The 13,214-nt window shown below is 53.7% G+C and carries 9 protein-coding genes; 5 read left to right on the top strand and 4 right to left on the bottom strand.

The features are described from left to right. Positions 1-98 precede the first annotated feature (98 nt). The 4 genes from LOC67_RS08205 to LOC67_RS08190 are packed head-to-tail and all read left to right on the top strand — an operon-like array spanning position 99 to position 5,585. Positions 99-599, top strand: coding sequence for a hypothetical protein (locus tag LOC67_RS08205; protein WP_230262088.1), 501 nt, complete (start codon positions 99-101; stop codon positions 597-599). 59 nt (positions 600-658) lie between these two features. Continuing rightward, a complete protein-coding gene (locus LOC67_RS08200; protein ID WP_230262087.1) occupies positions 659-2,998 on the top strand; it encodes a hypothetical protein in 2,340 nt (779 codons plus the stop codon). Then, positions 2,995-4,002, top strand: coding sequence for an ABC transporter ATP-binding protein (locus LOC67_RS08195; protein WP_230262084.1), 1,008 nt, complete (start codon positions 2,995-2,997; stop codon positions 4,000-4,002). The genes LOC67_RS08200 and LOC67_RS08195 overlap by 4 nt, the downstream gene beginning before the upstream one ends. Beyond that, entirely contained in the window at positions 3,999-5,585 is a 1,587-nt protein-coding gene (locus tag LOC67_RS08190) for an ABC transporter permease (RefSeq protein ID WP_230262083.1), read from the top strand. Before LOC67_RS08195 ends, LOC67_RS08190 begins: the two co-directional genes overlap by 4 nt. 806 nt (positions 5,586-6,391) lie before the next feature. Here LOC67_RS08190 and LOC67_RS08185 read toward each other — a convergent pair. From LOC67_RS08185 to LOC67_RS08170, 4 genes are all read right to left on the bottom strand, one after another. Further along, a complete protein-coding gene (locus LOC67_RS08185; protein ID WP_230262081.1) occupies positions 6,392-6,748 on the bottom strand; it encodes a nucleotide pyrophosphohydrolase in 357 nt (118 codons plus the stop codon). Next, on the bottom strand, positions 6,748-7,872 hold the full coding sequence (locus tag LOC67_RS08180) for a glycosyltransferase family 9 protein (protein WP_230262079.1): 1,125 nt from the start codon (positions 7,870-7,872) through the stop codon (positions 6,748-6,750). Before LOC67_RS08180 ends, LOC67_RS08185 begins: the two co-directional genes overlap by 1 nt. 297 nt (positions 7,873-8,169) lie before the next feature. Further along, positions 8,170-8,982: a carbon storage regulator gene (locus LOC67_RS08175; RefSeq protein WP_230262078.1), complete on the bottom strand. Its 813-nt coding sequence runs from the start codon at positions 8,980-8,982 to the stop codon at positions 8,170-8,172. Between the two features lie 272 nt (positions 8,983-9,254). Further along, a complete protein-coding gene (locus LOC67_RS08170; RefSeq protein ID WP_230262077.1) occupies positions 9,255-10,604 on the bottom strand; it encodes a trypsin-like peptidase domain-containing protein in 1,350 nt (449 codons plus the stop codon). 349 nt (positions 10,605-10,953) lie between these two features. Here LOC67_RS08170 and metG point away from each other — a divergent pair, with 349 nt between their 5' ends. Beyond that, the gene (gene metG / locus LOC67_RS08165) at positions 10,954-13,002 is read left to right on the top strand and encodes a methionine--tRNA ligase (protein ID WP_230262076.1); all 2,049 of its coding nucleotides are present in this window, start codon (positions 10,954-10,956) and stop codon (positions 13,000-13,002) included. Positions 13,003-13,214: the final 212 nt, after the last annotated feature.

Here is a 13,214-nt window from a genome sequence, read left to right as displayed (position 1 = left end):
GACCGAACCCGCTAAACTGTCAGTGGCCGATGCGGCATTCTCCTCGACGATCTTCTTATCAACTTTGACGACACCACGACGAAATAGCTGGACTGCTTATGGAATCGCCGCAAGCTCCCGGGCGTCAATCGGAATCCGAGCCGGTTTTGCCCAGCCGGTTGCTGCCGCGGATCTCATTTCAATCGATGATGATTCTGACCGCGGTCTGTGCGGTGATCGCGGCGGTCGTTTCTGCCGCAGGTGATGGCGGTGACTATGCGATGGCCGCTGCCATTGGCCTGGCGTTTGTGCTCAGCTCGTTCGCGCTCTTTGTCATCTTCTTTTTGCTCAGCTGGTCGGTGTCGATGTTTCCACGTTTGGTCGGCGTGGCACTGATGTTTATTGGAGTGCAATTCTTGGTCGCCCGATTGGCTGCCATCTCCCTAGGAGACCTGGCGGTGATGAAGTCGACGGTGGCGCTGGTGGGGATTCAAGTGATTGGGCTGTTCCTGCTCATCTACCCCATCGGACGCGAAAAGTCCGACGTTGAAAGCAGTCCTTTCGCCAGAGACCAGCTTCCGCCGCAATTGCTGGCTCCTCGAGATCCGACGGATTCTTGATGCCGATTGAGATGAAACCCCTAGCACTACATCGAAAGCGAGCACCGCATCGAAAGCCTATGAAGCTATTTATTTGGACTCTCTGCCTGACACTGCTCGCTTTGGACCGTTCGCCAGCACTGGCACAAGGGATCAATCTTGACCTGGTGCAAGCGCTAGCACAAAAGCGAGTCACGTTGCCGGCGCCGGATGTCAACGGCAAGACGACACCGACGGCCAATCTGACGGCGACCATTGAACTGACCAATTTGTTCGACGTCGGCAACGTCGGATTGCAGGCCAAGATCTATTCAACCGTCGGGCCATTGTCAGCACAGCGAAAGCTGGCCATTCGATTGACCCCAACGGAAATCCATCTGCCAGCCAACAACGCCACCGCGATCACAATTCCAGTGACGTTTGACCAAGGCAAGAACGTGATGGAGGTCAACGAGGTTTTTTCGAAGTGGACGATCGGTGAAACCTTTCGAATCGAGCTGCTGGAAAACGGTGACCCGCTACCAAACTACAGGTCCGATGTCGGGGCCCCGATACCGAAGCGATCCATAGGCAATCCGTTCAATATGATGCCTCATGAGTTTTGGTGTGATATTGGGTACTTGGGTGTCGTCGACCAGGCGCCGAAGCAAGCGATGGACTCAGGCTACTTCATCGTCAATTCGGCAAGCGTCGTGACACGATTGAATGAACAGGACATGCCAACAGACTGGCGTCTGCTTCAGCCGCTCGATTGCATCGTGATGGATGCAAAGCTACTGCAGGGGCCGCCTCAGAGTCAAAGCGTTGATCCAGAAGTTTGGTTGAAAGTGATCGACGCGATTCGATACTGGACGCTCAATGGTGGCGTTCTTATCTGTGTGACCGATTCGGAAGGTTTGGGGCAATCGACTTCATGGGATGAAAACTCAGTCGAGAACCAAATTGCCGATAAGCTAAGACTCAAGATGACTTCCGAGTGGTTCGGTGAGAGAGAGTACAACGCCAACATCGAGCCTAAGTTTGCGGTTGCACTCGGTTTGGTTGATCAAGCAGATCTATGGACGCAGCAAGCATTGGCCAATGCGGCAAACGCACAGGCCAGTATGAGATTTAGCTTGCCCAACGGTGGATGGATTCCACCGACTGCTTTGAACACGACTCCTGCAGATCTACGCGACCTGCGTCGCTGGTCTGGTGAAGCGAGAGAAGTGATCGAGCAACTGCAACGTTCTTGGTCGAATTCGATCTTTCGGTCGACCGGTGCCGGAACGGTTGTGATCACTGATCAAGCCGGAGCACAGGTCTCCTTGGTTTCGGAAATTGTCCAGTACATCACCGGCTTTCATGCATCGCCGATGCTGCGACGCGGTGTCGATCCGATCTTAGGTGACAGCCGCCATCAACGTTGGTTGATTCCCGGTGTTGCCCAGCCGCCGGTGTATACCTTCATGGGCATTTTGACCCTGTTCGTAATCTTGGTTGGCCCGATCGCCTATCGATGGACGACACGCAGTCATCGATCGCACTTGATGTTCCTGATCGCGCCAGTGCTGGCTCTGCTGACAACCGTTTCAATGTTTACCTACAGCATCCTTGCAGATGGTTTCGGGACGGTCGTTCGTGTCCGCCAATTGACTTGGGTTGATGGGCAAAGTGGCGACGCTGCCGAACGGACGCGATCAACAACGTTTGCTGGGATCAGTCAAGCCGGAGGCATTCGGTTCAATAAAGACGCGGAGGTCTTTCTTTATCCCAATGCGGATACGGCTTGGGAAGATATTGATCGTGAAGTCAACGAGGTCCGTCAGCAGGTTCGAATCGAAGAGGATCACCAGCAGTTCTCGTCCGGATTTTTGCCCTCGCGAACGCAAACGCAATTTGTCACGCACCAAGTCCGTCCTGATCTTGGCAAGCTGACACTCGGCGAATTGAAGCCGTTTGATTCCAGTGGCGCGACACCCAACCAGCAGTTCGCAGACATCACCAGCACCCTGCCATTTGATTTGACGGAGGTCTTGGTTCGTTCGTCAGACGGTCGCTATTGGAACGCCGATCGAGTTCAAGCTGGCAGCACTTCCACTGTGAAATGGGTCGAAGACGTTCGCGTTTCATCAAAGATTTTGGGAGGGCTTTATACGCAGCATCGTCCGGTCGGTGCGGTTGTCTCACAATCACGTCAGAATCGCCGCTCGGAAAAGGTGCGCGACCTTTCGCTATTTGCCAATCGTCAAATCAGTGGCAGCGGAACCCAGGCGGTCGATGGCGTTTTCGAAATCTGGCTCAATCAATACCTATTCGTCAAAGGCGATTTGCCAAACGGAACCTTCATCGGGCTTTCGAGTATCTCTGATGACGTGGTGCCGATTTCTGATGCCGAACAGGTCGAGAGTGTGCGTTACGTGATGGGGACATTGCCATGAGTCAATCGATTGAACAAGCCAGCACTGATGTAGGCAACATTCCCGCCGTTCACGAATCATCCACGCCCAGTATTGAATTGCGGCGTCTGCATCGGTTCTTTGGTGATACGAAAGCCGTCAACGACATCACGTTCAGTGTCGGACGTGGGCAGGTGTTTGGGTACATCGGTCCCAATGGCGCAGGGAAAACCACATCGATGCGGATTTTGGCAACGCTGGATCTGCCTAGTTATGGCGATGCCTTCGTTGATGGGTTCTCCGTGGTCAATGATCCAGAACTTGTCCGCAAACGCTTGGGATTCATGCCGGACTCGTTCGGTACCTATCGCGATGTCAATTGTCGCGAGTACCTCGATTTCTTTGCCCGCGCGTATGGCTTGGTCGGTCGGGAACGCAACGAACGTTTGAAGTGGGTGATCGGTTTCACTGGCACCGAAAAGATGAGCGACAAGCCGATTCGCGGTTTAAGCAAAGGCATGAAGCAGCGTCTTTGTTTAGGACGGGCGCTCATTCACGATCCTGCCGTTCTGATTTTGGACGAGCCCGCGGCAGGTCTGGACCCACGCGCTAGGATCGAATTGCGGCGCATGATTCGTGATCTGGCCGACCGTGGAAAGACAATCTTGATTAGCAGTCACATCTTGACCGAGCTTGCCGAGATGTGTGACGCGGTCGGTATCATCGAACAAGGCCAACTGCTGGCAACCGGCCACGTCGATGACATACAAAAAGAGATGCAGAATGAAGCGGAGCTAACAATCCGTGTGCTCAATCGGCAGGACGAAGTCACCGCCACGCTGGCTCAATTGGAGCCACAGGTGTCGATCGATTCTGTGATCGTTGATGGCCAATTGTTGCGATTCGGCTTTAGCGGCGAACTCGCCGATCAGGCCGCGATCGTAACCCATCTGGTTGGCGCCGGTTATCAGGTCGCCGAGGTTTCGGCGCGGAAGAAAAGTTTGGAAGATGTCTTCCTGCAAGTGACAGAGGGTTTGGTTCAATGAGTGTCGCAGTTAATCAGCCCACTGCTCCGGAAAGCAAGTTTTCGCTATGGCTGGATGCACTGGATCGACGGTGCGAACGGTTTGGCGACGCAATCAATCCGATCTTGGTCAAGGAAACACGTCAGTCGCTGAAAAGTCGTCAGTTCGTCGTGACGTTTTCGCTGATCTTGTTCGCGGCGCTCGCTTGGACGGTCGCTGGCAGTCTTTCGATGATGCCACAGATTTATACATCGCCATCGGCGCCTCGAATGATGATCGGCTATTACGCCGTGTTGGCGCTACCAATGATGTTGATCGTTCCTTTGGCGGCCTATCGATCGCTCGAGAGTGAGATTGATGACGGCACACTGGAATTGCTTTCGATCACGACGCTTTCGCCTTGGCAGATCGTCCTGGGGAAACTTTCCAGTGCTTCGCTTCAGATGCTGTTGTACTTTGTGACTTTGTTTCCATGCTTGGCATACGCCTATTCGCTGCGCGGAGTTGATTTTCCGACAACGCTGATGATCCTTGGCTCGCTCGCGGTCGCCGGGCAGGTGCTGACGGTACTGGGGCTGTTTTTCGCACCGGTTGCCAAAGGGCGTGGTGGCCGAGTGATGACGATGATCGTCTTGATCTTGATTTTGATCTTGGCCGAGTACGGTGTCAGCGCGATGGTGGTCGGGTTAATCTTTTATGGCAATCCACTGACGAGTACCGAGTCCGTCTTCGCTGTCATTTCGACGGTTTCATTTGCGATTGTCGCTATCAACCTGATGTTGACCGCCACGGCAGCTCAGTTGACTCCCGAAACTGAGAATCGTTCCACCGCGATCCGTCTTTCGCTGTTGGCATTCACGTTCGTTTGCGTCGTGATCAGTGCCGCGTCATTGTTGTTGTTCAAACAGCGTGGAATCCCAGTCTACTTGATCAGTCTGTTCGTCTTGGCGGCAATCTGGACCATCTGTGGCGCGATGATGGTTAGCGAACGCGATACGATGACGCCACGGATTCGTCGCGAACTGCCACAAAGTTTCTTGGCGAGGTTGTTCACCACTTGGCTAACGCCAGGACCGGCAACCGGAACGGTGTTCACGATCACATGCATCGCCGTGCTGACCTTCATTCAGCAATTGTCGGTGCAGTGGATCACAAAGACAGGTATTGCCCGAGGCGTCGGCATCGCCCAATTGACTCGATATATCGGTACGCCGGGACTGTTGTATGCGGCGTACGTGGTCAGCTATCTGGTGGTGGTTCGCGTACTAATGTGGGCCGTGCGTTTACGCAATAACGCGCGTGCCGAAATCGGTTTAGCCGCGTTTGTCGTTGTGGCCGTGTTGGCGGCGCTGCTGCCTTATTCGATCCAGCTTCACTATTACGATTATCAGCAGATCAACTACGATCCTGTTTGGCAGGTGACCAATTGGGCGTTCACGCTGTTTACCGCCTTGGATCGCGGCCTACCCGCGTGGCAGGTTCAGAACATCGTCGGTGGCGCGATCTGCCTTTCGTTGATGGCGATCATCGCTTCGTGGAAGGTCACACGTCCACGAACAATCGCGACGCCTGAAAATGTACGCAAGGAACTTGAGCGTGCATAACCGATCGATGCAATGTTCGTTTAGTGCCAGGATCGTGGAGTTTGACGCGATTGCCGAACGGAGAGAGCTGCGGCTGCCGACTCCGAATAGTGTTCTATAAGTGCAGATTAGTGTTCCAAAATTTCCAACCACTAATCTTCGCTAATTGAACACTAATGAATACATCTGAAAGTCCTTGTGCATCCGTACTTGATTAGTGCCAAGATTTCGGGTGTATCGACAACCCGTCGATCATAATCAGCGCGATACGAATTTGCATGTAACGACTGGCTGCCCCGTTCACGTTCTTGCATCGTCAATTGGCAACGCCCCCGGGCATTGCCACTGCTCTGCTCATCACGGTGCGGTCATCAAGTACCTGTGATCGTAAGGGGCAAGCCGTGAGCAAAATTTAATTCCTACCTGCCGAATGGATAGAGCTGCAGTTACCGACTCCGATTAGTGTTCTATAAGTGCAGATTAGTGTTCCAAAATTTCCAACCACTAATCTTCGCTAATTGAACACTAATGGAGACATCTGAAAGTCCTTGTGCATCAGTACTTGGTTAGTGCCAACGCACTTGCTTAACGGAATCAGGATGGCTCTTTTTGAATTTCGGGTTTATTGGCAATCCATCGGGCATCGTCAGCGCGATGCGAATTTGCATGTAACGACTGGCTGCCCCGTTCTCGTTCTTGCATCATCAATTGACATCGCCCACGGCATTGCCACTGCTCTGCTCATCACGGTGCGGTCAACACGTTCAAGATTTGATGGGATCGCTGCGACTGGTGATCCTGGAAACTGCCTCTGGCACGCAAAGGTGTTAGGTTTTGGGCGCTGGGTATTTTTCCGCGTTGCGGATCATCTTCGCTTCAAGCGTCGTCGTGATATCGATCTCCATCGTGTTGGCGATCGATAAAATGTAGGACAGGCAGTCTGCCAGTTCCTCACCCACCTCATGTTTTCGCTGCGGATCGTCTTTCACCAAGGCCGCTTCTTCCAGTGTCAACCACTGGAAGTGCTCCATCAGCTCACCGGCTTCGATGGCCAACGACATCGAAAGGTTTTTAGGATTGTGAAATGAATGCCAGTGACGTTCAGCGACAAACCGTTCAACGACATCACGGAGGTGTTGAACGGTGGCGACCGAATCGTCATGCGGTTTGCGCGATTGATTCATCACGCGGCGACCAACATTTGACGTTCACCTTCGATTCTGTCGATTGCGTCGCATACATCTGAAACCTCGATGGCTCGCATCGCATCGTTCGACGCGTTGCGGCGCTGTCGAGAGCTGCCGGTTTCGTATGCTTTTTGTATTGCGGTTTGGCCGTAAGGGCCGCTGTCACCCGGTTGCGTCGCACCGTAGAGGCCAATGGTCTGTGTCCCCACCGCGACTGACATGTGCAGCGGGCCGGTGTCGTTGCTGATAAACAGGTCAGCGGTTTCGATCATTGCGGCCAAGTGCTGCAAGTCTGTTTCTGGAGCGAGGATTGCGGCACCGCGACTGGTCGAGACGATGTCGGTTGCCATCGCACGATCCAGCGGCGTTCCCCAAACGGCGATCGATTGGTAGCCGTATCGGTCACGTAGGTAACGCGCGGTTTCGCCGAAACGCTCCGGCAACCAGCGTTTGCTGTGCCAAGTGGCGCCAGGATTCAGGATCGCAACTTTTGCGGACGAAAGGGTTGATCGATAGCGTCTCGCCCAAGCGCGGGCCGGATCGGCTACTGGCAAATCCCACCGAATCGCTGGTGAGTTGATTCCCAGTGGAATCAGTAGCTCTAAAGATCGGTCGGTCAGGTGATGGAAGACCGGATTGATTTGAACGTTGGAAAACCAGCCGCTGAATTCTCGTGCATGCTTCCCAGCGTATCCGATGCGGTGGGGCGCTCCGGATAGGTAACACGCCAAGCTGGATTTTGTCATGCCTTGGCAGTCAACCGAGACATCGACGTTCAGCTCTCGCAGCTGCGTCCGCGCCGCACGCAATCGCTTGGGGGAGGTAAACCAGCCGCGTTCCAGGACGATCACATTGTCAACGGCTCGATGACGTTGGACCATCGGGGAGGACTTTTCTTCGACCACCCAAGAGATCGTTGATTCTGGAAAGCGATCGCGCAGTGCACAGGCAACCGGAAGTGTGAGGATCGTGTCACCGATCGCACTCATCCGACTGATCAGAAAGTGTGGGTTCGGGTGATCCTGTAGCGGAATCGTTGCCAAGACCGGTTCCGGAACAGTTGCCTGCCCGTCTTTTCGTTTCCGAAATTCGGATTTAGGAGTCCTTTCGCCTGCTGACATGATCACGATCCTTCGTGTTGCTTTTTAAAAAGAAAAGAGCAACTACGGCAAAGCTACGTAGTTGCCGAGCTGTTTCAAGCTAAAGCTTTTCTTGAAAAAACGCCAGATCGACTTTAGCACACTATCGTTGCTAGCATTGCTATCCGAGTTTACGAACGATTCGTCGCCCTAGGTTGGATCTTGCTGGCCCAACGCCAGCATTGAAAACAACTGCGGTCGCGATGTTTGCGGTTCTGTTCGTCGAACCTCTACCAACCGCTTGCTGCCGGACTGAATGTGTGCCAGGCGTACTTTCGGCTAGTGACTAGAGGTCATGTTGTTTTCGACCATGGATTCTACTTCCCAAACGATCGATTCGGGGTGGTCGGTATTGATCAGGACCGTCAGATCGTTGTCACTGTCCGTATCGAGCTGGCTGCCGGTGCCGATGATCACCACGGGGATTTTCGGCTGTTGGCTGCACTGGCGGATGATTCTCAGGTCCGAGGGGCTGACGCTAACCTGATCAAAGACGATCGCGTCAGCTTTTTCAAATCGTGACAGTTCGATGAACGCGTGAAATCCGTCGTCAACTTGGTCGATTTCGAAGCCCAGCTTTTGCAAGGATTGCGAAACACGGCTCGAGTCATTTTGATTGACCACGATAATGCGCCGCGGCAAAACCGGGGCGGGAGCCTTTGTCGATGAATCGTACGATGCAGCGGTTTCGGCAACCCCCTGCGGTTGTTCCCACGATTGGGACTGCGGCTCCGATTGGGTTAGCTGGGAGCGTAGTTGATCGAGTTCCGCTAGCGATTGTCCGATCAAGATGAGGGCGTCTTCTTGATTGCCATCTTGGAGTTCGGCTTGGGCACGCGATAAACGATCCGTTGCCAATTCGATTTGTTCTTCGATCTGTTGCCGGGACGTTTTGCCAACCGTTCCATCAATAGCAGCAGTCGAATCAGCCGGTTGGTAGTCCGGAAGTAGCTCACTTCGGACGACGCGAATCGTTTTGGGAGCAACGATTCCCAGGCGTGTTCTGCCCTTTCGAGCTTGGACAATACAGATACTGATCCCGATCTCGGGGAATAACACGCGCTGATCTTCAAGACGTGAAAGCACAAGCATGGCGCATCTCCATCGCTGGTCTTGAACGGTAGAGCTCTCCCTTTACCCTGGCCGTCCAGATTTCAAGAAGCCTTTGTGCTTCAGATCGAAACCAAAGATACCCGAAGTGGGCGGTGTGACAAACACCACTTCAGGAAAAGCATCGCTCGACTGAGATGAGTTGACAGCAAATTGGTCGCGATATCGCTAGCCATGTTTCAGGATGCTCAAGCGAGCCGACTTATTTCAGCCCGCTTGTGGCTTATCGAAGTCGAATCCTTATCGAAGTCAAATCATCGAGCAGCACTATGCTCGATCATGTTTAGCAACTCAGCAGTGGGCTGACGAACATTGATGACGCGTTGACCATTGGGTTGGCTGGCGTCACGAATGATCACAATCATTTCCTGCGTCGCTGTCGCTCCAGCTGCGGTTACTCCGCCAGCAGGCATGCTTTGCTGCAGTGATGCGAGTCGTGTTTGCGGTGCGGCTTGATTGACGGTTGCTGGAATCGCGGCAACTGCGGATGCCGGGTTCCCGGTTACGTTTCCGCTGCACAGGTGCTGCATGTTGATGCGAGACATCTGCCAAGCGATGCTTCGGGGACCGGTATAAATTCCGATGTCATCGTTGTAGTCCGCAGCGTTGCAAACCCCAATCACGCGGCCTTGTTCGTCAAATAAGCCACCACCGCTGCGGCCGTCGATCGGTGCGCCGGCGATCTCGATGTTCGACGCGTTGATTTGAGGGTTGTATTTGTCAACTCCGGTAATCGACGTGTCACGCCGTGACGGATCTGCACCTCGGTCACAGCCAAAGCTGAAAACCGATTGGCCATTCTGAGGAATCTCGTTGACGTTGATCAGCGGAGCAACCGCGACGTCGCAACCCGGGCGAATCGCGACTAACCCGATGTCACGATCACCGGCGTCGTAGTCGATCACTTGACCAGGAACGGTGCGAACTTGATTGCCGATAAACAAGTCGACTTCGACGTTCGATTGCAGTTTGGTTTCCCGAAACAGGTGCCCGCAGGTCAGTACCAAGGCTTCGCCGTCGTGACGATCGATGATGGTACCGGTGCCGACACCGAATCCGTGGCCGTCTTTGACGCGTAGTCGAACGGTTGCTGCCCGTGCCCGCTCAACAGCTTCGGCGCGTTGCATGCTGGGCATCGGTTCGCCGACTGCGGAGAACGCCGCGGCCTTTGCTTGGGGGGCAGCGATATGGTTTTGTAAAAGTTGGCCTTGATGGACGTTGGTTTCAACAGCTTCGACCGGCAACAGTGTCCGTGCACCGGCTTGAAGAGCATGTTGAAGTTTTTCCACAGATTGGGCGCCAACGAGCCGAGTTAATTCTCGTCCGCCGGACAGAACGACAAAAGTTGGAACTTGTCGCACACCGTAATGCTGAGCCAAGCCGCTTTCACGATTGATGTCGATGTGACGAATCGGGGTGCCGCCGAGTTCCATCTGTCGCAAAGCCGGTTCCATGGCTTTGCAATGTCCACAATGTTCTGAGCTGAATGCGAGAAGCACTGGTTTGGCAGTCGCGATTCCGACCCCAGTGACGCTGGATACAAAAAAGACAAACGCCGCGACCGCCGCCCCATAGAGGCGACCGAACATAGTGAAGTCCAACATTGTCACTCCATCGACTGATAAGTCAGACGCGCAATCCGTTTCGCGTCCGTCGGTTCCGTCCGGCAATCATTGCCGCGACGGTCGGACTGTCGACGATGACCCACGATCGCGGCAAGGGCAAACCGGGGTCGGACTTTGCGAAACTGCGTGAAACACGCGGGATTACGAGTTTCACGACGTTCGGTACAATTCGCACCTGTCATTTCAGCGGTGCTGATGTTTATTTGCCGCGTTTCCGACGTCTGATAGCAAATCTGGACCGGAGCGTACCCCGTTACAACGCTCCAACAACGGCTTTAGCATCGTTTTCCGCTCGAAAACACCACGAAACAAACCTCGATCAATTTCCATGTCCCGACAAATTCTCGTCACCAGTGCCCTTCCCTACGCGAACGGTCCGATCCACATCGGTCACCTTGTCGAGTACATCCAAACGGATATTTGGGTCCGGTTTCAAAAGCTGATCGGCAACCGCTGCGTGTATATCTGTGCCGACGACACGCACGGCACCGCGATCATGATTCGGGCTAAAAAAGAAGGCCGAAGCGAAGAAGAATTGATCGCCGATATGAGCGGCCAACATCAGCGTGACTTCGATGGCTTTCACGTCCAATTTGACCACTACGGTAGCACCCACAGCGAAGAGAACCGTGGTCAGTGTCATCTGATCTGGAAATCGCTTCGTGACGCGGGACTGGTCACCGAAAAATCGATCGAGCAACTATACGACCCCGAAGCGGAAACGTTCTTGGCGGACCGCTTTGTTCGAGGCACCTGTCCCGTTAGCGGTCACAAAGATCAGCCCGGGGACAATTGTGTTTGCGGTGCAACCTATTCACCAACCGAATTGATCGATCCGGTCAGTACCCTTAGTGGTGCCACACCCGAAATTCGGTCGGCGGTTCACCTTTTCGTGCAACTGGAAAAGCTTCGTGGTTTTCTGTCGGACTGGATCGAAAATGGGGACGCCTTACAAAAAGAAACCGCGAACTACCTGAAAGGCTATTTCCTTGCCGAAGACAAGGAACTGCGTGACTGGGACATCAGTCGGCCAGCACCATACTTTGGGTTCGAGATCCCGGATTCGCCAGGCAACTACTGGTATGTCTGGTTCGATGCACCAATCGGTTATATCTCGTCGACGGAGCAATGGTGCAAAATCAATGGCGAAGCGTTTGATGATTGGTGGCGAAGCGAATCAACAGAGATTCATCACTTCATCGGAAAAGACATCACCTATTTCCACACGCTGTTCTGGCCGGGCATGTTGCACACGTCGGGATACCAGCTGCCGACGAAGGTCCACATCCACGGTTTCTTGAACGTCGATGGTGAGAAGATGAGTAAGTCCAAAGGCACGTTGATCACCGCCGAAACTTACTTAAAGCACGCCGAGCCAGACTATCTGCGCTACTACTATGCGACAAAGCTGACGCCTCGCGTCGAAGACTTGGATCTGGGAATTCAAGAGTTCGTCGATAAAGTTAACAGCGACTTGGTCGGCAAGGTTGTCAACTTGGCAAGCCGTGTCGGAAAGTTTGCCGGCATGACCGGGCTGGCGGAAACCTATCCCGATGACGGTGGGCTTTTCCAGAAAGCCGCTGCCGCTGGAAAGGATATCGCGCAAGCGTACGAGACATGTGACTATAGCCGAGCTATGCGACTGATCATGGAATTGGCCGACGCGGCGAATCCCTATGTCGAGCATGCGAAGCCTTGGGAGATGAAAAAAGATCCCGAGCGGCAAGATGAACTTCGCGATGTCGTTACGGTCGCGCTGAACTTGTTCCGTCAATTGGCGATTTACCTTTCGCCAGTCTTGCCTTCATTGGCAGACAAGTGCGCCAACCTGCTTAACGATTCGATCACGTCGTGGGACCAGAGCCAAACGCCATTGCTAGGCACGTCGGTCGAAAAATTCAAACGTATGATGGAACGTATTCAACCTGAGGATTTAATTGAGATGATTGAAGAAGGAAAAGAGCAAGCCGCTGCGGACAGTGATGCACCCGCTGCCGGTACGCAGTTCAATGATTCAGACCAATGGATCAAAGACAAACCGATCGAAGAAGAAATTACGATCGATGATTTTGTCAAAGTCGACTTGCGAGTTGCTCGTATCCTGTCAGCCGAACATGTTCCCGAAGCGAACAAACTGCTGAAGCTGACGCTCGGATTGGGTGGCGACGAAACACGCCAAGTCTTCGCCGGTATCAAGTCTGCCTATGATCCCGAAAAGATTGTCGGACGATTGGTCGTTATGGTTGCCAACTTGAAGCCACGCAAAATGCGATTCGGGCTTAGCGAAGGTATGGTCTGTGCATCGGGCCCCGGTGGCGGCGACATCTTTATGCTATCCGTCGATGACGGCGCACAGCCCGGCCAGCGGGTCACCTAAGACGACTGCGATTGCCGTTTTGGTCGGCACACGCCGACCGGTTTTTTCGCCCAGCCGATTCGCCTAGCCAATTTGGCGGGCGAACATCAGTCTTGTGAACTACGGCACCGCCCTGGTCGCCCATCGGTTTCCCTCTCTCCTAAAATCTATTGTGGGGAGTTCACCTGGGAGCCATCGATTATGAAACGACCTCGTTACCGGATTTCGGCTGT

This window comes from Stieleria sp. JC731 (genome assembly GCF_020966635.1).
Lineage (GTDB): Bacteria > Planctomycetota > Planctomycetia > Pirellulales > Pirellulaceae > Stieleria.
This window is presented reverse-complemented; position numbering and strand designations above follow the sequence as displayed.

Excerpts from the sequence above, each read along its gene's own strand:
- LOC67_RS08190 (WP_230262083.1), top strand. The coding sequence starts at position 3,999 with ATGAGTGTCGCAGTTAATCAGCCCACTGCTCCGGAAAGCAAGTTTTCG.
- LOC67_RS08200 (WP_230262087.1), top strand. The coding sequence starts at position 659 with ATGAAGCTATTTATTTGGACTCTCTGCCTGACACTGCTCGCTTTGGAC.
- metG (WP_230262076.1), top strand. The coding sequence starts at position 10,954 with ATGTCCCGACAAATTCTCGTCACCAGTGCCCTTCCCTACGCGAACGGT.
- LOC67_RS08175 (WP_230262078.1), bottom strand. The coding sequence starts at position 8,982 with ATGCTTGTGCTTTCACGTCTTGAAGATCAGCGCGTGTTATTCCCCGAG.
- LOC67_RS08170 (WP_230262077.1), bottom strand. The coding sequence starts at position 10,604 with ATGTTGGACTTCACTATGTTCGGTCGCCTCTATGGGGCGGCGGTCGCG.
- LOC67_RS08185 (WP_230262081.1), bottom strand. The coding sequence starts at position 6,748 with ATGAATCAATCGCGCAAACCGCATGACGATTCGGTCGCCACCGTTCAA.
- LOC67_RS08180 (WP_230262079.1), bottom strand. The coding sequence starts at position 7,872 with ATGTCAGCAGGCGAAAGGACTCCTAAATCCGAATTTCGGAAACGAAAA.
- LOC67_RS08205 (WP_230262088.1), top strand. The coding sequence starts at position 99 with ATGGAATCGCCGCAAGCTCCCGGGCGTCAATCGGAATCCGAGCCGGTT.
- LOC67_RS08195 (WP_230262084.1), top strand. The coding sequence starts at position 2,995 with ATGAGTCAATCGATTGAACAAGCCAGCACTGATGTAGGCAACATTCCC.